Here is a 22666-nt window from a genome sequence, read left to right on the forward strand (position 1 = left end):
TTATATAACCGGAAAGGTATATGAAATGAAATGAACATGCTACAGGAGGTAAATATAAGCGGCAAAATGATATTGCTCATTGATGATGAACTGAATGTACGTGAGATAGTAAAATTTTGCCTCCAAGATTTAGCTGGTTGGGATGTGGTGACAGCAGATTCTCCATTAGAAGGATTGCAGAATGCAGTACGCCACAGTCCTGATGCGATTGTATTAGATATCTCAATCCGTGACATCGCGAGTTTTGAGTTTATGAATAAACTAAGAAATAATCCAGAAACTCAAGCTATTCCTGTAGTGCTGCTCAGTGCTAAAGCGCGATGGCTGGATTCGCAAATTTTGCGACAGTATCAAGTCGCAGGTGTAATCCCCAAACCCTTTAATCCAGTTACCCTCCCTGCTCAAGTTGCTCAACTGCTGGGTTGGGATTTTACTTCATTAATGGATTAAACAATAAGTTTACCAAGATATCCGAGCCGAGACAGCCCCTGCTTTTAAGCATAGAGGTAAGGGAACTCCAAAAAATAAATTATCCTAATTTCTGGACTCAACACGACTGTTGCTCCCCCCTGCTCCCTGCTCCCTGCTCCCCTGCCAAGAAAGCGATGGGATATTTTTTTAGTTGGAAGTCCCTAAGGCGCTGACGAATTTATTCGCAGTCCAAATATCTGAAATTATTTAATAAATTCTTAATTTTATAGATTGTCTCAGGAAGACCGTAATCGCTAATCAAGTGCTTGCTGATATTTTTTAAAATTTGTTAACTACTTTCATTTCTTTATTAGTTTTTTATTTTCTGTTTATAAATTCAAGTTGTTGGTAGTGAAGCCAAGAGCCAACTATCTACTTGTGTTTAACTTTTTTAAAAAATATCAATTTTATGACAAATTGTCCCTGCTGTTCCAACCAAATGCTTCGTCACATTCGCTTACAACAAACCTACTGGTTCTGCCGCCACTGCTGGCAAGAGATGCCTAACCTGAATTCAGAAAAAAACAGCAATATTTTAAATTTGACTATAAAAAGCACATCATCAGTTAAAAAGCCAATTTCAGTAAACCACAAACTTTTGCAAACGAACGTAAAAACCGTAAAAACAGGGATTTCAGCCATAGTGAATCAGGAAGCAAACACCATTGCTAATAGAGCGATTGCTTTCAGGTCAGTTAGCTAGGGATATCGCCTGAAATGCTAACTAATAGGTTGAAAAGTGATACCAATTCTATGTGAGGCTGCATAGAGTAGTCCCTTTATCTAGCAAGCATTTCAGGCAGAACATTCTCTGCATCTTCATACAAAATTGTTTAGGACTTACGTATTGAAAAGCTGAAACCTCGATCCCCCCTAATTTAAACAAGGAGGGGATCTTTAAGATCAAATTTTTTAAATTAGGGGAGATATCTTCTGTATAAGTCCTGTTGGTATCAGCTTTTTCTACTTACAAAAATTTTTGGACAACCCATACATTCCATTCCAATCTCTCTGCAAGGAACAGCGGAACTTTGCCTAAGCACTGCATGAAGGATAATCGCCCCATCTCTCCACTGTTCAATAGCTTTAAAAGTTGTAGTGCTTATTTTGTATAGCTTGTAGCTTTTTTTAGTGCCATTAGGATCATAGCCATAGTAACTTTTATCACTTTTTTTTCAAAAAATTTCCTGATATACACCAACTTTGTCTGTCAAAAGAAATATTGGTGCAAGTCAAATGGAATACCATGAGTGATATTAGTCTACTGATGGCGGGTGTGCTAGCAACAGCGCCAATCTCTGCGCTTAATTTACCAGAACAGCCCGTAATTCTGCCAGATAATCCGGTGCAGGAGTCAACACAGGAAAATTTATCTCAAGTTGTATCAGCTGCTGAAATTACACCGCCTGAATTTGTGCAGCCAGATATAATCACATCATCAGCTATAACCAATAAGTACGAAAATATACTTAAAAAAAGCAGAGAAAAAATTCAATTTATAAATTCTCCCAACTTACCTAAATTAAAAGATACTCAACCTGTAACAGAAGTTGCCCAGAACCAGGAAAATACAGAAGAATTCTCTCTATCTCCTCAGTCTCCAGACTCAGACAACCCAATGTCTCAAGTCACCTCAGTATCGCAACTTAAAGATGTGCAACCCTCCGACTGGGCTTTTGGTGCTTTGCAGTCTTTGATAGAACGCTATGGCTGCATTGCTGGATACCCTGATGGGACTTATCTGGGGAATAGTAGTATCAGCCGTTATGAATTTGCGGCTGGTTTAGACGCTTGTTTAGAGAAGATTAACGAAGCGATGCCTGCGGCGGGCTACGCCTACGCTAATAATAAAATTAATACTGTTAATAGTGAAGATTTAATCCTGCTGCAAAGGTTGCAAGGGGAATTTAAAGCAGAGTTGCAGCAATTACAGCAGCGTGTCGAGGCTGTGGAAAACCGGACTAGTGAATTACAAGGTAATCGGTTTTCCACAACTACCAGATTATTTGGTCAAGCCATTTTTAGCGTTCAGGGAACCAATAGCCCGGATGTAGATTTGTTTCCTAGAGATGGAGTACCTGAACGCCAGGGAAAAACCAATCTAACTTTCACAAGTAGCGCCCAACTAACCTTAGCAACTTCATTTACAGGGCGAGATTTGCTGTTAACAGGTCTATCTGCGGGTAATTTGGGTTCTACTGCATCGTTGCTATCTACCAATATGGGGCGGTTGGGTTTCGAGTCAAATACAGACAACAATCTAGTTGTTAGTGACTTATCTTATCGATTTCTCGCCTCGGATAACTTGGGAATTGTCGTAGGTACGGCGGGAGTCAACCCCATCAACACCTTTCGCGGTATTAGTCCTTTAGAAGGTTCTAGCGACGGCGCGATTTCTCTATTTGGTCAACGTAACCCAATTTTAAGTATTGGCAACGGCACAGGCGGTATCGGCTTTGACTGGCAAATTAGCGATCGCATCAGTTTGCAAGGCGTTTATAGTGCAGAAATCCCCAGTTTTCCTGGCAACACCAACCAGGGTGGACTATTTAGCGGTAGATTTACTGCTGGCGCTCAGTTAAGTTTAGCACCCAGCAATAACATCGATATCGGCGTACATTATCTTTATTCTCACTCCCCAGATGGTTTATTGGGAAGTGGTGTCGGCGATTCTCAACTGATTTCGCCTTTTGCAGATCCTACAGCTTTCGATACCCAAGCCATTGGCGCTACCGTTGCTTGGCGAATTAACCCTAACTTGCAGTTGGGCGGTTGGGGTGGCTTTACTTCCTCTAAACCATTTAACCTTTCTGGAAGTGTGGAAACCACCAACTGGATGGTGTTCGCGGCTTTTCCCAATTTGCTGCGTCCTGGGAATTTAGGGGGCGTTCTCGTAGGACAACCGCCCAAAATTACTTCTAGCACTTTACCCGAAGGCTTCAACTTTCCCAACTTTTCTGATGGGGGGACAGCAGACGGACGTAGTGACACATCAATTCACGTAGAACTTTTTTACCGCGCCCAGTTGAGCGACAATATTGCCTTGACTCCGGGCTTATTCGTTATTTTCAATCCCGATCACAATGCTGCTAACGATGCATTAATTGTTGGGGCATTAAGAGCTACTTTCCGGTTTTAGTTTTGTACTGATGTAAATGTAATTAAAGACGCTTTTTCAATACTGTGTTATTCAGTATGAAATGCTTGCATTACCCAATGGCAGGAAGGAAAAGCCAAGCGTATTTTTTTTCATAGGTGATTAAAGGAGCAAATTTTTCATGAAATTACATTCATCAACTAAGTTGGGTTGTGCAGTTGTTGGCAGCAGTAGTTTAGCCGCAATCATCATTGCTTTAGCTGGAACAAGTGCTTTCGCTCAAATCACAATTCAAAGTACTGGCACATTATCAGGCACTATCCAACTTCCCAGTATTAATCCCAATTTCAATCAAAGTACTACTCGTGTTGATACAGATGACACGGGGACTTACTCCCGGAACTTAGGAACTAAGAACAATCCTAATTACGTTCCTGTATACAAGTCAGACTATGTACAAATAAGAACACGTAATGATGGAAGCCTACATTACTACGTTGACTTTAAAGGGATTCCGATTGTCTCCTTCAACGGGGTTCTAACTTCGCCGATTCTCTCTGACGGTGAGTTGACACCTTATAAATACCAGGGAAGATTGGCAGGAACTACATTTCAAGGAGTCGTTCAGGATGAATTTAATCTCACAAAAGCCTTATACACTGGTATTGTCACCGATCCAAACACTGGAAACCAGTATCAGGGCACATTTGAAGTAAGTGGATATGGAGTGCGATATAGCGATCGCAATGGTGGTGCAACTCCCACAGTCTTTGATTTCAAATCCGATCTTCCAGGTTCGCCAAAGGTAACATCTTTGGAAATGACTAACTCTCCCTTGGCGAGGATAACAATTAAAGTACCTGCAACTGCAACTCTCATCACTCCCACGCCAGTCGTTGATGGCGGTAGCACACCCACTCCCACACCAATAGTAGATAGCGGTAGCACACCCACTCCCACACCAATAGTTGGTGGTGGTAGCACACCCACTCCCACACCAATAGTTGGTGGTGGTAGCACACCCACTCTCACAACGATAGTTGATGGCGGTAGCACATTGACTGTTACGCCAATAGTTGATGGTGGTAACACATTTACTGTTGCGCCAATAGTTGATGGTGGTAACACATTCACTGTTGCACCAATAGTTGATGGCGGTAACACATTCACTGTTACGCCAATAGTTGATGGTGGTAGTGCGATCGCATCTTCAACACCTACAACATACACATCTGGGTCTAATCCATCACTTTCTACTACACCTAATATGGAGTTGAGTAACGGTAATTCCCTGGAGATCAATCAAGTAGTTGTCAACCCTGCAACCTTTCCTCAGGCTGCTTGTTCACAGGATTCTACCAATAGCTGCACAATACCTACTTCACCCAAACAAGCGATCGGCCCCCGTAGTCGAGTGCTAGTGCGTTAGTTATTTAATATCGTTAGTTCTGAAGGGATTGCACGATTATTTTAGGCATCTTGGCAAAAGTTTTAGGTGCTTCTGGAACTCTAGCAGGGCAGAATTAAATCTATATAATAGCCAGGACAGGGGAAACATTCCAATAAAAAAGTTCACAGGAAGTTATTCAGCGGCATTTTTGCCGCTCAGACTTTCTTTCTATGGTAGATTTTACCCTGATGATTTTCTGGCTATACTAGTGATTTCAGCTGATTGATTGATAAATTTCATCCCCCAGTATGAAAGACATAAAAACTCTAAATATCAGACATATATCAGTGTGCATTTCTTTTGAAGTGACACAAAAGCCTTGTCTAGTCTGGGAGTAAAAAATTTCTTTAGGGGTACAAAAATTTTATCAGTCAATCACTGAGGTTAACACTAACACTACAGAGTGAATCTAGATCAATCAAACGTCTTCTGAGTTAGCACCTATGAAAGAAGAATTGATAGCCAGAGTTGTGCAGGTCTTGCGAATTAATATGAGTTGGATGACTTGGAATTTATTTCTGGCTTTTATACCTTTAGCTTTGAGTGTGTGGCTATTTCGCTTTAGGCGTGGTGGCTCTTGGCTTTGGTGGCTAGGATTCTTAGTTTTCTATGCTTTCTTACCAAATGCACCATATTTGTTGACTGATGTAATTCACCTAATAGATGATATCCGCACGATTCAATCGGTGTGGATGATTACTTTGATACTCATTCCTGTGTATTTGTTAGTAATTCTCGGTGGATTTGAAGCTTATGTAATATCGTTAATTAATTGGGGTTACTACTTACATCGCATCGGCAAGAGCGAATGGATTTGGCGGGTTGAGTTGATTACACATTTTCTTTGCGCTATTGGTATTTATTGGGGACGATTTTTGCGTTTCAACAGTTGGGATTTGATTACTCAACCTGATGCTTTACTTACCAAAGGGGTAGAAGAAATTCTTGGGAAACAGCCCCTGGTGATTATTGCTATCACCTTTGTGGTACTTGCAGGTTTGTACTGGATTATGAAACGAGTAACTTTAGGTCTTAGCCAACCAAATAGTAGAATAGGGATAAATTCAGGACGCGCTAACTCTAACACACCAAACATTTGATGAATGTGACGATTTTGGCTTTTAAATTTGAGGTTTTAATTAGTAATTCCTCGGGTTAATATTGCCTGTCAAAAGAAAGATGTAACTAAACCCTCCTTGAGATGAAATAGATTCAGAAGCAAACGGTTGAACTTCAACCGCCACTATCTGAAACTAACGCCCTATCAGATCATTGAATATCGATGGTCTGGTCTAATTTATCTGGTCACGTTGATAGGAGGGATATAAGATGCAATTAATCTCTAGAGAGGAAATAAAGACATTAATAGAACAGCCAAAAGGAAATTGTGTTTCAATTTATATGCCAACGCACCCAGCTGGGCCAGAAGTGCGACAAGACCCGATTCGCTTTAAAAATTTGGTCAAGGAAGCGGAGACTCGTTTAATCGATGCGGGTTTGGAACAGAAAGAAGCGATCGCATTGCTGGAAAAATCCCATGAAATTGATACCCAAGAGTTTTGGGAGCAAAAGGGAGAGCAAGGGCTGGCGATTTTTATTTCTGAAAATATTTTTCGCTATTACACGCTGCCAATTGATTTTCAAGAGTTGGTCGTGGTTACAGACCGATTTCACATCAAACCACTGCTGCCAATTTTAAATGGCAATGGTCGCTTCTATATGCTGGCTTTGAGCCAACAAGATGTCAGGTTCTTTGAAGGAACACGCTACACCGTCAATGAGGTGGAAGTAGAAAATCTTCCTAAAAGTCTAGATGAAGCTTTGCAAAAAGACGAGACTGCTAAAGAAGGTCAGTTCCGGCTTGCAACATCAAGAGGGGGAACCGCCAATTCCTTTTCGCAACCAGGTACGTTTCACGGACAGGGAAGCCCTGAAAAGGATAAACAACAAGAATACATACTACAATTCTTTCAGATTATTGATGGCGCATTGCACGAAAAACTGCGAGAGCAAAAAGCGCCTTTGGTGCTGGCTGGGGTAGAGTATCTCTTGCCCTTGTACAGACAGGCAAATACTTACCAGCATTTGATGGATGAAGCTATCACGGGTAATCCAGAAATTCTCAGCGCCCAAGAGTTACATGACGAAGCTTGGCCGATTGTCGAGGCTGATTTCCAGAAGTCGCAGCAAGAAGTTTTGGAGCAATTTCACGAATTCTTTGGCGGTGATACTGGTAAAGCATCTAACAACCTCAAAGAAATTGTCTCAGCAGCTTATTACCAACGAGTGGATTCATTACTAGTTGCAGTGGGTCAGCAACAGTGGGGTTTATTCGATCCAACCTCAGAAACGGTTTATTTGCACCCAGAAAAAGAAGCTGGTGATGAGGATTTGTTGGATTTTGTTGCTGCTCATACTTTATTAAATGGTGGCACGGTTTACGCTGTTACCTTTGAACAGATTCCATATAGTACAGCCGTTGCGGCGATTTACCGATATTAACAATTTCGGTTTTACACGCGTAGGCGTAGCCCGTCGTAGACATCGCTACCCCACCCCATGAGTATATTGAGGTGGGGTCTTTTGTGATATCTATCGTTAAAAAATCAAAAATTTAATTACTCTTAACTAATGAATTTGTCGTCGTGCTGCTGCTAAAATTAGACGTTTTTCAGCACGAGCGATCGCCTGATATGTTCGCTCCACTGCTTCCGGTTCGACGGAAATAGAAGTAATACCCCATTCCACTAACTTATCAATGATTTCTGGATAGAGAGCTGGTGCTTGACCGCAGATTGAACAAGTTATACCGGCAGTTTTAGCCATTTGGATCAGTTGAGCGATCGCACTCATCACTGCTGGATGACGTTCATTGAATACTTTTGCTAGCTGTCCTTGCTCTCGATCCACTCCGAGCAATAATTGGGTCAGATCATTTGTACCAATTGAAATTCCGGCTGCACCTGCTTTGACATATTCTGGCAGTAAAAACAGGACGCTTGGCACTTCTGCCATCATCCACAATTGAAACTGTGACACCTCAGTTAAAAGAGCTTGCTCAACTTTGCGACGGCAAAAGACAAATTCTTCCACAGTCCGCACAAAAGGCAACATTAGATTGACATTGCTGTAACCAGCTTGCTGAACACTTGCCAAAGCTTGCAGTTCCAACTCAAATACTGCGGGATTTCGTAAATAGCTGAAAGTGCCACGTTCACCCAACATCGACTGGGTTGAAGATTGTAAATTATCACTCAATGACGGTAAATCCTGCGGCCAATCTAAAGAACGATAAAAAACTGGTCTTGGTGCAAAGGCACGGGCAAACTGCATAATCTGCTCAGACCAGCGCTCTAACAATTCTGCTTGCCGCCCGCCTAAAATCCAACTATTAGGATGTTGCCCGTCCAATATATTTAGTACCATCAATTCTGAGCGCAATAATCCCACCCCATCTACAGGAAAGCTTTGCACTTGTTCTATTAAACTGGACTGACTCAAGTTAACCAGCAGTTGGGTAGCAATCATAGGTAGATGAGAACTAAGAGGAGGATGGGTTGCTTTGGGATTGGAGTGATTCGAGGAAAGCAACTTTTCTCTTCCTAGTTTCCCACTTTCCTCCTCTTTACCTCTTTCCATCTCCTCCTTTGAGTTTCCTTTGATTCGATAAATTTCTCCTCTGTCGCCATCGAGCAGCAGTCGTTCGCCAGTTTGGATTAAGCTTGTAGCAGATGTTGCGTTTACTACTGCTGCGATACCTAATTCTCTGGCAAGAATTGCAGCATGGCTGGTTAATCCGCCTTGTTCAGTAATAATACCACCAACTTGTTGCAGTAATGGTAACCAATCAGGCGCGATCGCTGGTATTACTAAAATCACTCCCTTGGGTAATTGTTCGGGTTTATGTTGGGGATTAGTAATTACTAGGGCAGTCGCCACAACACGTCCTCCTGCCGCCCCTAGTCCCCTGATGAAGTGTCCGTGGGGAATAATTACAGATTGGGGAGAACTAACTTGTGTTACGTAGAGCTTGCCAGATGGACTTTGCCCGGCGATAGTCCATTTAATAGTAAAGGTTTTTCCCAGTTCGCTTACCAGTTGAGTTCCCAGAGCAATTATTTGTTGTAAGTATTCTTCTTGTAAAGCGTACTGTTTTTGTTGGGCTTCCTGAAGTAGGTAGGTACTCAGACAAGTGTGATCTGGTGTTAGCGCTGACTTGGGCACGGGTTGCGAAAAAGCTCCAGGTGCTGCATCATCCACACCATAAGCGAGCATTTTATTGCCCAACTGTTGCTCAAGCACAACCCCAGTTGCCTGTTGAATGTAGTAAACATCTGGCTGGACTTCGCCAAGAGCGATCGCAATTCCTAATCCCCAAGTAGCTTCAATTTCCCAGCCGGAGGAGTTAGCTCTGAGCAAACCACTGGCGATCGCATTTTCAACAGGTTGCACCAAAACTGCTAAATTTATTTGTTGCAGATTAATTCCGGCCCGCTGCCAATATAGTAGACTTCTGGCACGAAATATCTGGCTCCAGGTACGCTTTAATGCAAAAGCGATCGCTTCGGGTTCGCACTGGCAAAATACCGACTCCAGCAAACCCGATATATTCTTCATTCCTGGGGTAGCAGTCGATACTGCCAAGGTAGGTCGAAGAATTAAACAGCCAGTTTGCCATTCTGTAGCTGCTTGGAAAATTGTCCTCACCCACTCCTCTGGCACAGTCGCAGTCAGAATTTCCTGACGCAAGCGACCAGCCACCTGCTGAAGTTGCCGCCAATTAGTGACATCCAGGTGTAACGAAGAATGGGGTAAGTCAGCTACTAATGACTCTGAACTATTGAGATTTTCAAGAAATTGCCGTAAAATTTCCGCTGAAACAACAAAACCAGGCACCACCGGATAGCCACGCTGGATAATTTTGCTTAAGAAAAACGCTTTGTCACCTACTTTGGCGCGGTCTTGTAGTTTAATTTGGTCTAGCCAGTAGAGTTTATCCACTCAATTTGTTAGTTTTCAGTTGTCTATTTGTCGCCACGGCTATTCCTTCCTGGTACGTTATCAGGCGTTAATCCACTGACTCCTGAATCAGGACTCCTCAATAGGAATAGTTTTCAGCATTTACACTTGAATTTACCGACCTTGTTAGTGGTCAATTGCTAGTTACACAATGTATCCCTGTAATTCGACTTCTTTGGAAATCAAATTTTTGCCTTTATTTCGCCTCCCTTCCCTAAAACCGGGAGTTTAGTTCTTTATCGAGATTGTACATGGCGGTGTCATATTTAATTATTAAGTGTATGGGTTAAATCTAGCAATTTAAGGTAAGCTTTCATAGCATTAGTTATTTTAAATGGCTCAAAAACTATTTAATAAACTTAAAATTCATGTAGTTTGTCCAAATTATGATCGTTGCCATAATTTCATAATACAAACCCCAATTTATTGACTGAAAGAATATATTATTGAAAAATAATCCTAACAATGGAAGATGTTAATTAGTAGATTAAAAACCATTCCTGAATCGATAGAATCCAAATATGAGATAGGCGATTGCACTAAACCCATTGGATTAAACTCCATTATTAAAAATATTATCAGTTAACCTAGTATATAGAATACTCTATACCAAACTAAGCATTGTCAAACACTTACTACCTGGCAACTAATGATTGGCTTAATATGAGCTTCCGGCTAGGCATTGCATTGCTAATTGGAGCAATAATCGGCTTAGACCGCGAAATTAGGCGTAAACCAGCCGGTTTAAGAACTCACATGCTGGTGAGTTTCGGTTCAGCCATTTTTATTTTGATAATTATGCAAACAGGAGGACTGCAAGATACTACTGATGCACTTAGCCGTGTAATTCAGGGGATTGCAACTGGTGTAGGATTTCTCGGTGCTGGAGAAATTGTGCGCCAATCTCCCCAAGAATCACAACGACTTGAAATTCACGGACTCACATCAGCAGCAGCTATTTGGGTTTCGGCTGCATTGGGAATTGCTGCTGGCTGTGGTTTATGGCAGTTAGGATTAATAGGTTCTCTGCTAACTCTTGTAGTTCTCAACATTTTTAAAAGGTTAGAATAAGGTCACAATTATTCATAATTGATAATTACTGTTGGATTATTTCTCCTGCTTTTACAAAAAGAATTTGGGAGGACTTCAACCACTGGGAATCAAAAGAACCCAAGTGAGTGGTAGTAATCAGGGTTTGAAAGCGGTCTTGAATAGCATCAAGCAATTGATTTTGACGAGATAAATCGAGTTCGGCAAGAACATCATCAAGTAATAGCAATGGTGGCTCTTTGACGACTTCTTCAATTAATTGTAATTCGGCTAATTTTAAAGCTAGAACCAGCGTTCGTTGTTGACCTTGAGAACCGTATTGACGAGCGGGTGTCTGGTTAATAGTTAATTCTATTTCGTCTCGATGGGGGCCGACAAGAGTAGTGCCTTGGTGCATTTCAGCGATCGCTCGCTGCTGAATTTTTGCTAAAAAAGCTTGCTGCACTTCTTCTGGCTGGTTATCCTCTAAAGGAATATTCGGTACGTAATTGATTTGTAGAACTTCTGTACTACCGCTAATACTGGCGTGCCAAGCACTTGCAATGGGAGCTAATCTTTGGATAGCGCGATCGCGTCGTCTAATTACTCTGGTTCCTGTGGTAGCTAATTGTGCATCCCACACCGCCAGTTCTGAGTGTAGAGACGTTGCATCCAATGTCTCTACATGACGTTTTAAAAAAGCATTGCGCTGGCGTAACACATGGTTATACTGCTGCAAAATGTGAGCATAAACTGGTTCGAGTTGAATTAAGAGTGTATCTAACCAGTTGCGGCGACCTTCCGGGCCGCTGCGTACTAGGTCTAAATCTAAGCTGGAAAATTGGACTGCATTGAGAACGCCGAGAAAATCCATTTGACGGCGGATAGACTCACCATTGATAGCAACGCTACGGCGACCATTGCGCCGGAGAGTTAAGGTAAGGTCACTAACCCCTGTTTGTCGCTCAAGGGTGGCATTAATTTGGGCTACGGCTTCTCCTTCTTGGACTAAATCGCGATCGCGGGCCATTCGGTGCGATCGCAATGTCGCCAGCAACTCTACCGCCTCCAACAAATTCGACTTACCCTGAGCGTTATTACCTACCAAAATTGTTTTGGCAGCAGTAAACTCAACCTTTTGGTCTTGATAATTGCGAAATTGTCGGAGGTTTAGAGTTTTGAGGTACATAGAGAAAAGTTAGGGGCAAAGAGTAGTTAGGAGTCAGGAGTTAGGAGTTAGGAGTTAGGAGTTAGGAATTGAAAACTCATACCTTATAACTCATTACAGACGCGATTAATCGCGTCTCTACTCATAGCTACGCACTTTTTCAGACAGCCTTCTTGCCCATAATCCGCAAAAATATCTTCTCCGCTTCGATCCACACAAACATTAAGGCACTGAAGCCAATACAAACTCCCAATTCCTCTAGAGTCAGGTAGTGGGTACCAAAGAAATCTCGCAGGGGCGGGACGTAAACTAGCATTAGCTGCAAAATCGTGGTGACGACAACAGCCGCTAGTACAAATATATTGGAGAAGGGATTCATCTCGATGGCCAGTCGGTTGTTAGAGCGAATGGCGATCGCATGACCCATTTGGGCAATACACAAGGTAGTAAATACCATTGTCTTCCAAGCATCTCGATTGCCCTGATACTCAGGGGCATGGGTATGTTGATAAGCCCACCACATCAAGGCAATGCTGATAATGGCAAAAATGATCCCAATGCGAATCATATAAGAACCCAATCCCCTAGCGAAAATACTTTCGCGGGGACTAAAAGGCGGACGTTGCATCACATCCGGTTCTGGAGGTTCCACAGCTAATGCCAAAGCTGGTAAACCGTCTGTCACCAAATTCATCCAGAGAATTTGTAAGGGAGTAAGGGGAACGCCTCCCAAACCAATTAGGGGTGCAGCCGCAATTGTCAGAACTTCGCCAATGTTACTGCCCAAGATGTATTTGATAAAGCGGCGGATATTGGTGTAAACAACTCTGCCTTCCTTAGTGGCGCTAACAATGGTGGCGAAGTTGTCATCAAGTAACACCATATCACTGGCTTCTTTACTGACATCGGTGCCAGTAATACCCATTGCAATACCGATATCAGCTTGTTTGAGGGCTGGGGCATCATTGACACCATCGCCTGTCATCGCTACAAATCTGCCCCGGCGTTGCAGTGCTTGGACAATTCGCAGTTTATGTTCTGGGGAAACCCTGGCATAGATGCTCACCAAGTCAACATTTTGCTCTAATTCCTCGTCGCTCATCCGCTGCAACTCTTGACCTGTGAGCAAGCGATCGCCTTCTTGGGCAATTCCCAAATCAGTAGCGATCGCTCGTGCTGTTAACTGGTGGTCGCCAGTAATCATCACTGGGCGAATACCTGCATCTCGACACTCTTGCACCGCTGCTCTCACCTCTGGGCGTGGTGCATCCAGCATTCCCACCAATCCCAGCCATACTAAGCCTTGCTCAGATGCTTCGTCTGAACCTTCTGGTGGGATTTCCGCGAGGGGTTTGTAGGCAAAACCTAGCACCCGTAAACCTTTACTCGCCATTTGGTCATTTTCTGCCAAAATTTTCTGGCGTTGTTCTTCGGTTAAGGGGGCTGAGTGATTGCCCAAATGAATTTGAGCCGAACGTGCCAAGGTTAACTCTGGAGAACCTTTGGTAAACATTAAGTAAGGTTCAGATTGGAGAAAATTAGCGATCACAGGGTCAACACCTCTTGAAGATGCGTCACCTGTGGCGATTCCCTCAACTTGAGAAATCACGCTCATCCGCTTCCGTTCTGAGGAGAAGGGAAATTCCGCAACGCGAGGTAACTTACTGTTCCACTGGTCTTTTTCGATTCCGGCTTTTCCTGCCAGGGTGACTAACGCTCCTTCTGTAGGATCACCCAAAATTGCCCATTCACCTTGTTCTTTTTGCAACACTGAATCATTACAAACAGCACAGGCGATTGACAACGCTGAGATTTCTGGAGACTCCTCTAGGGAAATTTGTTGACCATCTAACTGAAAGTCCCCTGTGGGAGCATAACCTTCGCCAGTGACGCGAAAAGTTTTGTTATTGGTGGAAACCGATTGCACCACCATTTTATTTTGAGTCAGCGTGCCAGTTTTATCAGAACAGATAGTGGTTACAGAACCCAATGTTTCCACTGCTGGCAATTTGCGAATCAAGGCATTCTGGCGTACCATTCGCTGGGTTCCCAGTGCCAGGGTAACGGTAATTACGGCTGGTAAACCTTCTGGTACCACAGCAACCGCCATACTCAAGGAAACTTCCAATAGTTCTTGGATGTTTCTAAAACCTCCGTCCTTGAGCACACCCCCGACGACGACGATCGCCACGAGAATCAAAGAACCCGTAACCAGGACGTTACCCAGTTGAGTCATTCGTTGCTGTAAGGGTGTAGGTTCACTTTCCACCGACTGCAACATAGTGGCAATTTTGCCTAGTTCTGTTGTCATGCCAGTGTTAGTTACCAGAACCTTCGCCCGTCCTTGGATTACTTCGGTTCCTTGAAATACTAAATTGATGCGATCGCCTAAATCTGTTTCTTCGGGCAATTTTAGCGTTGCCTGTTTATTCACAGCTTCGGCTTCACCTGTCAGTGCCGACTCACGCACTTGTAAATTCGACTGTTCTATCAAGCGTCCATCTGCGGCTATCTGCATCCCAGCTTCCAGCAGCATTACATCCCCTGGGACTAGTTCCTTGGCTGCTATCTCCACCAATCTGGTGTTGCGGATGACCCGCACTAAGGGAGAGGTGAGTTTTTTCAAGGCTGCCAAGGCTTTTTCGGCACGGCTTTCTTGGACGTAGCCGAGTATGCCATTGAGGATGACAATTGCTAAAATAGCGATCGTATCTTTAAATGGCACTTCACCAGGCTTCAAATCGCCTGCCCGCAAAGCTATCAGGTCTAAAATCCCAGAAATCAGAGCTACGCCAATCAGCATCAACAACATAATGTTCTTGAACTGATCCAGCAGAATTTCCCAAGTACTACGGCCAGCAGTTTCTTCAAGTTCGTTGGGGCCGTACTTTTGCAACCTCTGTTGAATTTCTTGGGGTGTTAAGCCACTGTCTGCATTACTATCAAGCAGGTCTAGCGCTTTATCAACTTCTAAACTATGCCAAACGGCGGCACCTTCAGGCAGAGAATTAGCAGACATCGTGTACGTCACAGGAAATGGTTACAAAATTCGATCATAATTTAGTGATGGCAGGAAAACCATCTTCTAAAGTTACATTAAGGCGATCGCTAAGTTGTATGAGTGTATATGTAATTCTTAACATTTGTAAATTTATCCTTTTTTGAGATAGTGTTATTTCTCACGAAAGAGTTTTTTGGAACATATTGTACCGATAATTGTGAGTAATAGAGCTTTGAAGCTTTGTTGCAGAGCGTATGCCACAATTAATTTTAGGCTGCCATTGCTTTCATTTACATCTAGTCAATAGCCAGGATGCATGGCACGATTGCATTTCTTAATTTTGAATTTTGCCCAAAGTTGAGCCAGCCATTTGTGTATTTCGCCTTCAAGCGAACTGGCGTGCCAGGAGGGTTTCCTGATTTAGCAAACTTTTCCAGCAGAGTTTTTAATTTTGAATTGTCCAGGCGTGCTAAACCATTCAAGAAATATGCTTAATATGAGTTTTGCACTCCCCACGACCGCAAGCCAGATGTTTGGGCAAAAAACAATTCGACCGCTGACTGCTGCTACCCTGTGTGGCATTACTTTCATTAAAGATAGACTGATTGCCATTGACAGCATTAAAGGGCATCTACTGGAGATTGATCCCACCTCTGACAACAGCAAAATTCTCAATCCCCATCAAATTAAAGAATTTACCGATGTCACTGGTATAGCAGTATGGGAAGATACCCTGTGGGTGAGCCGAGAAAATAGTGTTTACTTGTGCAAGCTCAATGCTTTGGGTCTGGAACATTTTGTGACATTACCTTATCCGGCTGACGGCGTTGCTGTTTGGGAAACGACAGTTTATGTCAGTTGTCAAAGGCTGGGCTACATTCTGATTTTTGACCGCGAAACGCGAAAAGAAATTACCAGATTTTATGCCCCTGGAGTTGGGGTAGAAAATTTGGCAGTGACTCAGGAAATGCTGTGGATTTGCGATCGCACCGAACAATCAGTTTACGCGATGGACAGGGCAACAGGAGAACTACAATTTAGTGTCCTGACCCCTTTTGAATGTCCTACAGGCATAGCAATTCATAAAACTGACGAAACAGGTAAAGAAAGTATTTACGTCGCCTACGCCACAGAGGAGCCTTATATTCGGGACAACCCCAATGCTGATCCGAGTCATGAGCTAACGTTCCGCGATCGCACTTTTATTCATCCCCTGTATTATCATTACCAACCAGATAAGCGCTACGCCCTCTCTAACGGTTATCTCATTGAGATGTCCTATGCTGAGGAAATTGCACCCCTAGACGAGGTTTATTTACCTGAGGTAGAATGGCGCATCGCCTTACCATCGGAAACCGAACGTCAAAAGGTAAAACACGTTGAACCCATTGGTATACCTTTTACCGAAGAAGTGATAGAAGGACAACGTGTAGCAGTCTTTAAATTTGATTCTCTTACCCCAGGTGAACGGCATATATTTGGCTGGAAAGCACTTTTGGAAGTTCGAGGCATTAAGTATCGCATCACACCTAGAGATGTAGAAGATATACCTGAACTGTCCCCCGAATTACAAACACGCTACCTAGTGGATGACGATGATTTAGCAATGGACACTCCCATTGTTCGCCGTGCTGCTAGAGAAGCCATTGGTTCTGAAACCAATGTGCTGCGGAAAATGTACAGCATCCGCAACTACGTCTATGATAAGTTATCCTACGGTATTAAACCTTACATTGACACACCAGATATAGTTTTAGAGCGAGGTGTTGGTTCCTGTGGCGAATATGTCGGTGTTTTACTTGCGTTATGCCGCTTAAATGACATCCCTTGTCGGACTGTAGGTAGGTACAAATGTCCTCCCCATAGTGACTTACTAGGAGTACCGCTACAACCGGACTTTAATCATGTTTGGCTGGAGTTTTACGTACCGAATTTTGGCTGGTTGCCAATGGAATCAAATCCTGACGATGTGGGTCAAGGGGGGCCTTATCCCACGCGCTTTTTTATGGGCTTGTGCTGGTATCACATTGAAATTGGCAAAGGTATCACTTTTGAAACTGTGACAAGTCAAGGTGCGCGGCTAACCAAAGAAGATATCCCCATCGGTGATTTGGCGATTAATCATATTCGCTTCACAATTCTTAAAGAATTACCGGACTTTTGAATTAGGGCATTGAGCATCCTGGAAAGGTGCTGAGAAAGCGAGTAAGGTGTGTTATGCCGTAGGCTAACGCACCTTAATCGTCTCTGCTTAACCACAATTTGCGTCTACTTCTAAACTCTTATTTCTATTCAAGTATTCTTCAAACAATTCAAAAAATTTCTGTAGTGCCTCAGGCTCATTTACAGAATAGAAAAAAATTATTTTAGACCATGACTGACCTGAGTTAATGCCATATTTTTCTTCTACCCATGATTGAAAACCTTCAAATTCCCTTTCTGGCTCAGTTGGAGGTACGCTAACTTCTTTTCGAGCCAGACTATATCCTCGCAAAACCATATCTAGTCTAGTAATTGAATTAGCTCCTAAATACATTCCTGGTCTTTTCTTTATATTATTTAGAATCTCGTTGTAAATATCAAACTGAGGAAAACTCATATTCTCACTAAGCCTTGAAATATCTTCACTTTTTTGAATTTTTGAATTATCTTTCTGCCTTAAGAACTGCTCAAATTCTTCAAATAACCTATTAAAAGCTGCTCGTTCCGTTTGCTTCCAGAGCAAGAGAGAATTATCCCAGCCCAAGACCGACTCACATTAGTTTTTGCTCTTTCTTGTATCCACTCTTGAAATCCTTCCATTCCACAGGAGCCTATGTCAGTAAATCCTAGTGTGATTAGACCATCTATATACCCAGTTAAGAATGAATGAAGACAAGTAATTGATGGCTTATCTATGTACATGTCTGGATTTTCTCTAATCTTTTGGAGAAGTGTAAAAAGCTCATTCATGCCAGCAACCTCTACTTTAGTGAAGATTTATTAATTGAACAGCCGTATCACGCGTTTATTGAAATCAATCTTTCCTATCACGAGGGCGTGAATTATCTGGCATTGTATCAGCACGAACTACATCACTAATCTATTCTCCCTCAACATTATTGTTAGAATAATTTGCATAATCATCCCATGTCATCGTGTCGCCAGTTGAGTATTCATAAACGACTCCACGATCTTGATTATTGCCATTTCCATCATTTAAACGAATCCACGTTACATAATCACCAGATGGAGGATAACCACCACCAAATTCAATACCTGGAGGTTGAGCTAAACTTCTAATTGCCCCTGGTACAGGTCGCCAACTTCGATAATGATGAGTTACAAATTTGTCGGGAAAACCAGACCTCCTATAATGTACTGTTTGGTGAAATTTTTAATTATAAAGAACTGAATATTGACCTTGTGGGCCACAAACCAAATTAAGTGGAAAAAAAGAACAATATCTCTCATCAGCTTTATTTTTAGCCTGCTCATTTTTAGCTTTATTCCAAATATAATCACCAAACAGTCCAGATGCGCGCATATCTCCAACAACTGTAGTTCCAGCAACAGCTTGCACAGAAGAAGTAGTAGCTCCTGTAGCTATAGTTGTGCTAATTACTGTCGTTCCGGCAGCCTCCGCAGTAGGAGATAATTCCGAGCTTATAGCAGCGGCACATTCCGGTTGAACAGCACAAGTATCTAGAGACGACAGTAATGCGTAAATAGGTTGAGGTAAAATCCCCTTAAATATTAGAAGTAAAAGAAACGTCCAAATTCCTACTAATCTAAATACAGATTTCTTTATGCTTAATCGCACTAGTCTTGACTCCTCACAACCCAAAGATAAAAAATATAAATTGGTGTATTTTACATCTAGGTTGTCTGACGGGAGTGAAGAGTGAGGTCAGTAAAAGTACGAGAATTTTGCAGCTATCTTTGAATATTGAACCAAGATAAAGAGGTAAACCAATTAGCTATTAACTCTTAAACTGGGCAGTGGATATGATTGATGCTGCTTAAAATCAGCAAAGTCACAAATTGAGTTAAATGGGCAAAATCGGCAGTGAGATCCAGGATTAGGAGGGAAAATTTTACTGAAATTACTACTGTGTTCCTGATATTTTTGCAAGTCGTGTTGGTGCTTGTGAGCAATGTTCGCTAACTCAAATTTTAAGGATTCTAATTCACTACTATTGATGCTAATTAACTCAGACTTTTTACATATTTCTAAATTATAAAATGATGCGACAGCTTCCCGTCCAGGGTAAAGATAACGAGCAGCTACCAAATAAACTAATGCCTGTCGTCGGTCAAAAGCCGACTTACCAGTTTTGAAATCTAAAATATGTAAAGTGCTATCAGATTCAATGAAAACGCAGTCCATAGCCGCATATAAGCGAAAGCAATAATCTTCTTGTTCAACTACTATCGGTTTGGGAAAGCCTTCATCACCCGGAGTTAATTGAATAATATCTTTATCCAAAAGTAACGGTGCATCGTGATATTTTTTTAAAATTTGCAGCACGCGTTGCTGGACTTGATCGCTTGAGTTGGCTAATTTAAGTAGCTGTGCAACTCTTTCTACGCCATCTGCTTGCTTCAACAGATGCCTGTGATGATGAAACTCATAAACGCCTTTTTGGGCGAGTATCCCAATCCGCTGGGGTGCGGTGGCTTGCGTTAACAGCGCTTTGACTTGTGGTTCGTGTTGCCGCGCTTTGATAAACCCCCGTCTCATCTGGCAATGCCAGCGTTCTTGCCCGGTCGCTGGGGCAACTAGAGACCAAAGGTGATAACTGGCAAAAGGTCGATCGGGGGTTGACATTGCTCAGAAACAGTGAGAGAAAATACGGTGGGGAGAAGTTTAAGCTAAGGCTTCCTTAGAAAAGAACTTCGGGGGATACTTGCTGCTACACACGCTTTGCGGGAAGCTTGAATAGTACTGATAATGTACGGGAGCAAGTGGCAAAAATGTCCAGCAAGATAAAATTTGGTACCGATGGATGGCGAGGGATTATTGCCGATGACTTTACTTTCCCCAATGTGCGGAAAGTAACAAGAGCAATAGCCACTTACTTAGAAACAGCCTACACAAAAGACAGACCAGTACTTATTGCCTACGATACTCGCTTTTTAGCTGACCAGTTTGCCCAAACAGCGGCCCAAGTACTGGCAGACTTGGGTTGGACTGTGAAAGTTACTGATCGGGATTGCCCCACACCAGTAATTGCCTACAACGCCCGTCACTTAAATTCCGCTGGGGCGTTAATGTTTACTGCTAGTCATAATCCAGCACCCTACTGTGGAATTAAATATATACCCGATTATGCTGGGCCTGCCACTCCAGAGATTACTGATACTATTGTGGCAAATATAGAAAGTGCATCGGATGAGTTGCCTGGAAGCAACCCATCAGGTTCAATTTCAATTTTCGACCCAAAACCTGATTATCTGCAATTTATCTACACCCTACTTGATGTAGAAAAAATCAAAAGCGCTAATTTAAAGGTAAAGTACGATGCTTTGTATTCTACCTCTCGCGGCTATTTAGATGAAGTTTTGCAACATAGTGGCGTTCAATTAGAAAGTTTCCACGATTGGAGAGATGTTTTATTTGGGGGTGGAATGCCAGAACCCAAAGGAGAACAATTAGTTGAGTTAGTAGAAGCAGTAGTTCGAGATCAAGCTGATTTGGGCTTGGCGACAGATGGAGATAGCGATCGCTTTGGTATCGTCGATGAACAAGGAAACGTCCTGACTCCGAATACTGTGCTGTTAGTTCTAGCACGTCATTTAATCAAAAACAAAGGTAAAACAGGCGCTATTGTCCGTACTGTCGCGACAACCCACCTGCTGGATAATTTTGCTGCTAAAAATGGGCTGCAAATTTACGAAACAGCAGTTGGTTTTAAATACATTGGTGAAAAAATGCGGGAAACTGCCGTGTTAATCGGTGGAGAAGAATCGGGTGGTTTGAGTATTATTGGGCATATTCCCGAAAAAGACGGAGTTTTAGCAGATATGCTGGTGGCAGAAGCGATCGCATACGAAGGCAAACCGCTAAGTCAACTTGTCAAAGAAGCGATCGCTGAAGCCGATGGCCCACTTTACAATAACCGCCTAGACTTGCACCTCACAGAGGTGCACAAAACCGCCGTCATCGACTCCTTTACTAAAAATCCACCTACAGAGGTAGCAGGAATTAAAGTCAAGGAGGTGGGGCGTAAAGACGGTATTAAGCTGTATTTAGAAGAAGGTAGCTGGGTTTTACTGCGTCCTTCCGGTACAGAACCACTGGTGCGCGTCTACCTGGAAACCAACACTCCCGAAAAACTCACCAAAATCGCTCAAGAGTTGGAGAGTGCCATTGCTAAACTAGAGGCATAAGAATCAAGAATTAGGAGTTAGGAGTTAGGAGTTAAGAGTTGTAAATTAACAATTCTTAACTCTTAACTCCTTTTAAACAGTTATGAATTCTAAATTAATAACTCCTAACTTCTCAATCGCGTCTCTGCTCACTTCGATCAAAGTATGAAAACTCTCGCGCCTTTTTTGACATCTCTAGTTGTAACGGTTTGGGTGATAGCGATCGCAATTATTTCAGTTCAAAATGCCACACCTGTATCGTTAAAATTCTTAACATTCCAATCGATTCAGATACCAATGGGTTTAGTGCTAGCTTTTAGTGCCGGTATAGGGTTAATTGGCATGGCACTGCTGCAACCTCTCTGGGGAATTACTGGTATTGGGCAGGGTAATTCTCAATTGGAAGAGGATGCCGAATTTTTTGTCGATGATGAAGACTTTTGAGGGTTGAAAAAACACACAGAAGTACACCAGTTAAGGACTCTTCCTCTGCTAGTATGCACGAATGTGCATACAATATATTTAGATGGCGTATCAGTGGGATAGGGATAAGGCAGTAGCCAATCTTCGCAAGCATGGCGTTGACTTTGCTGATGCAGTAACCGTATTTTCTGAGGATTTAGCAATTACTATCACAGATGAATGTTTTGATGAAGAGAGATTTATCACTATTGGGATAGATGCTTTTAGTCGAGTTTTAGTAATTGTGTATACATGGCGCAATGATGAGATTCGATTGATTTCTGCCCGCAAAGCTACGCGCTATGAACAAAAGCAGTATGAGGATGGATAAGTGATGGAAGCTGAGTATGATTTTAGCGAGGGCAAGCGGGGAGCTATTGAATCAACACCAACAGGCAAAACTCGAATTACAATTCGCCTAGATGATGAAGTACTAGCATGGTTTCGTGACCAAGTTCACGCAGCAGGTGGAGGAAATTACCAAACTTTGATTAACGATGCCTTGCGTGAGTACATTCAGCAGCGCCGTGAACCGTTAGAAGATACATTACGGCGAGTATTGCGAGAGGAACTTGAGCGTATTGGAAAATAAGGATATTTTGGCTTGCCTAAGATCGA

The 22666-nt window shown here is 42.6% G+C and carries 18 protein-coding genes; 11 read left to right on the top strand and 7 right to left on the bottom strand.

What is annotated here, in order from left to right; translation table 11 throughout:
* Positions 1-66 precede the first annotated feature (66 nt).
* The 5 genes from F8R90_RS21575 to F8R90_RS21595 all read left to right on the top strand — a co-directional run bounded on the left by F8R90_RS21575 (position 67) and on the right by F8R90_RS21595 (position 7520).
* On the top strand, positions 67-450 hold the full coding sequence (locus F8R90_RS21575; RefSeq protein WP_230966594.1) for a response regulator: 384 nt from the start codon (positions 67-69) through the stop codon (positions 448-450).
* 1267 nt (positions 451-1717) lie between these two features.
* Positions 1718-3610, top strand: coding sequence for an iron uptake porin (locus F8R90_RS21580; protein WP_196512388.1), 1893 nt, complete (start codon positions 1718-1720; stop codon positions 3608-3610).
* A 139-nt stretch (positions 3611-3749) separates the two neighbouring features.
* A complete protein-coding gene (locus tag F8R90_RS21585) occupies positions 3750-4997 on the top strand; it encodes a hypothetical protein (protein ID WP_196512389.1) in 1248 nt (415 codons plus the stop codon).
* A gap of 464 nt (positions 4998-5461) precedes the next feature.
* The gene (locus tag F8R90_RS21590; protein ID WP_190895112.1) at positions 5462-6118 is read left to right on the top strand and encodes a DUF1361 domain-containing protein; all 657 of its coding nucleotides are present in this window, start codon (positions 5462-5464) and stop codon (positions 6116-6118) included.
* A gap of 229 nt (positions 6119-6347) precedes the next feature.
* The gene (locus F8R90_RS21595; RefSeq protein WP_196512390.1) at positions 6348-7520 is read left to right on the top strand and encodes a baeRF3 domain-containing protein; all 1173 of its coding nucleotides are present in this window, start codon (positions 6348-6350) and stop codon (positions 7518-7520) included.
* A gap of 126 nt (positions 7521-7646) precedes the next feature.
* On the opposite strand, the gene F8R90_RS21600 is transcribed toward F8R90_RS21595, so the two are convergent.
* A complete protein-coding gene (locus F8R90_RS21600) occupies positions 7647-10019 on the bottom strand; it encodes a putative PEP-binding protein (RefSeq protein WP_196512391.1) in 2373 nt (790 codons plus the stop codon).
* A 681-nt stretch (positions 10020-10700) separates the two neighbouring features.
* Between F8R90_RS21600 and F8R90_RS21605 the strand changes: the two genes are divergently transcribed.
* Entirely contained in the window at positions 10701-11108 is a 408-nt protein-coding gene (locus F8R90_RS21605) for an MgtC/SapB family protein (protein ID WP_442946755.1), read from the top strand.
* A 25-nt stretch (positions 11109-11133) separates the two neighbouring features.
* Here the strand turns inward: F8R90_RS21605 and recF are convergent, their stop codons facing one another.
* The 3 genes from recF to F8R90_RS33030 form a co-directional block, all read right to left on the bottom strand.
* Positions 11134-12255, bottom strand: coding sequence for a DNA replication/repair protein RecF (recF, locus tag F8R90_RS21610; protein ID WP_196512393.1), 1122 nt, complete (start codon positions 12253-12255; stop codon positions 11134-11136).
* Between the two features lie 139 nt (positions 12256-12394).
* Positions 12395-15253, bottom strand: a complete 2859-nt coding sequence (locus tag F8R90_RS21615) for a cation-translocating P-type ATPase (RefSeq protein ID WP_196512394.1) — start codon at positions 15251-15253, stop codon at positions 12395-12397.
* Between the two features lie 278 nt (positions 15254-15531).
* Complete coding sequence (locus F8R90_RS33030; RefSeq protein ID WP_230966596.1) at positions 15532-15717, bottom strand: hypothetical protein; 186 nt, start codon at positions 15715-15717, stop codon at positions 15532-15534.
* Positions 15718-15731: 14 nt separating this feature from the next.
* Here F8R90_RS33030 and F8R90_RS21620 point away from each other — a divergent pair, with 14 nt between their 5' ends.
* The gene (locus F8R90_RS21620; RefSeq protein ID WP_196512395.1) at positions 15732-17399 is read left to right on the top strand and encodes a transglutaminase-like domain-containing protein; all 1668 of its coding nucleotides are present in this window, start codon (positions 15732-15734) and stop codon (positions 17397-17399) included.
* 87 nt (positions 17400-17486) lie between these two features.
* On the opposite strand, the gene F8R90_RS21625 is transcribed toward F8R90_RS21620, so the two are convergent.
* The 3 genes from F8R90_RS21625 to F8R90_RS21635 all read right to left on the bottom strand — a co-directional run bounded on the left by F8R90_RS21625 (position 17487) and on the right by F8R90_RS21635 (position 20045).
* A complete protein-coding gene (locus F8R90_RS21625) occupies positions 17487-17981 on the bottom strand; it encodes a hypothetical protein (RefSeq protein ID WP_230966598.1) in 495 nt (164 codons plus the stop codon).
* Positions 17982-18611: 630 nt separating this feature from the next.
* Positions 18612-19037 carry a hypothetical protein gene (locus F8R90_RS21630; RefSeq protein ID WP_196512396.1) on the bottom strand — a complete coding sequence of 142 codons (426 nt, stop codon included), beginning with the start codon at positions 19035-19037 and terminating at the stop codon, positions 18612-18614.
* A gap of 153 nt (positions 19038-19190) precedes the next feature.
* Positions 19191-20045, bottom strand: coding sequence for a PD-(D/E)XK nuclease family protein (locus F8R90_RS21635; RefSeq protein ID WP_190891502.1), 855 nt, complete (start codon positions 20043-20045; stop codon positions 19191-19193).
* Positions 20046-20191: 146 nt separating this feature from the next.
* Here F8R90_RS21635 and F8R90_RS21640 point away from each other — a divergent pair, with 146 nt between their 5' ends.
* The 4 genes from F8R90_RS21640 (at position 20192) to F8R90_RS21655 (ending at position 22640) form a co-directional block, all read left to right on the top strand.
* Complete coding sequence (locus F8R90_RS21640; protein ID WP_196512446.1) at positions 20192-21607, top strand: phosphoglucomutase/phosphomannomutase family protein; 1416 nt, start codon at positions 20192-20194, stop codon at positions 21605-21607.
* A 144-nt stretch (positions 21608-21751) separates the two neighbouring features.
* Entirely contained in the window at positions 21752-22030 is a 279-nt protein-coding gene (locus F8R90_RS21645) for a LapA family protein (RefSeq protein WP_196512397.1), read from the top strand.
* Between the two features lie 82 nt (positions 22031-22112).
* On the top strand, positions 22113-22379 hold the full coding sequence (locus tag F8R90_RS21650; RefSeq protein ID WP_196512398.1) for a BrnT family toxin: 267 nt from the start codon (positions 22113-22115) through the stop codon (positions 22377-22379).
* Positions 22380-22382: 3 nt separating this feature from the next.
* Entirely contained in the window at positions 22383-22640 is a 258-nt protein-coding gene (locus tag F8R90_RS21655) for a BrnA antitoxin family protein (protein ID WP_174708831.1), read from the top strand.
* The last annotated feature ends 26 nt before the right edge of the window (positions 22641-22666 follow it).

Source organism: Nostoc sp. NZL (assembly GCF_015714705.1).
Classification (GTDB): Bacteria; Cyanobacteriota; Cyanobacteriia; order Cyanobacteriales; family Nostocaceae; genus Nostoc; species Nostoc foliaceum_A.

Coding starts and splice junctions, on each gene's coding strand:
- F8R90_RS21645 (WP_196512397.1), top strand. CDS start 21,752: ATGAAAACTCTCGCGCCTTTTTTGACATCTCTAGTTGTAACGGTTTGG.
- F8R90_RS21605 (WP_442946755.1), top strand. CDS start 10,701: ATGAGCTTCCGGCTAGGCATTGCATTGCTAATTGGAGCAATAATCGGC.
- F8R90_RS21635 (WP_190891502.1), bottom strand. CDS start 20,045: ATGTCAACCCCCGATCGACCTTTTGCCAGTTATCACCTTTGGTCTCTA.
- F8R90_RS21655 (WP_174708831.1), top strand. CDS start 22,383: ATGGAAGCTGAGTATGATTTTAGCGAGGGCAAGCGGGGAGCTATTGAA.
- F8R90_RS21620 (WP_196512395.1), top strand. CDS start 15,732: ATGAGTTTTGCACTCCCCACGACCGCAAGCCAGATGTTTGGGCAAAAA.
- F8R90_RS21575 (WP_230966594.1), top strand. CDS start 67: ATGATATTGCTCATTGATGATGAACTGAATGTACGTGAGATAGTAAAA.
- F8R90_RS21595 (WP_196512390.1), top strand. CDS start 6,348: ATGCAATTAATCTCTAGAGAGGAAATAAAGACATTAATAGAACAGCCA.
- F8R90_RS21640 (WP_196512446.1), top strand. CDS start 20,192: ATGTCCAGCAAGATAAAATTTGGTACCGATGGATGGCGAGGGATTATT.
- F8R90_RS21580 (WP_196512388.1), top strand. CDS start 1,718: ATGAGTGATATTAGTCTACTGATGGCGGGTGTGCTAGCAACAGCGCCA.
- F8R90_RS21650 (WP_196512398.1), top strand. CDS start 22,113: ATGGCGTATCAGTGGGATAGGGATAAGGCAGTAGCCAATCTTCGCAAG.
- F8R90_RS21585 (WP_196512389.1), top strand. CDS start 3,750: ATGAAATTACATTCATCAACTAAGTTGGGTTGTGCAGTTGTTGGCAGC.
- F8R90_RS21590 (WP_190895112.1), top strand. CDS start 5,462: ATGAAAGAAGAATTGATAGCCAGAGTTGTGCAGGTCTTGCGAATTAAT.
- F8R90_RS21615 (WP_196512394.1), bottom strand. CDS start 15,253: ATGTCTGCTAATTCTCTGCCTGAAGGTGCCGCCGTTTGGCATAGTTTA.
- recF (WP_196512393.1), bottom strand. CDS start 12,255: ATGTACCTCAAAACTCTAAACCTCCGACAATTTCGCAATTATCAAGAC.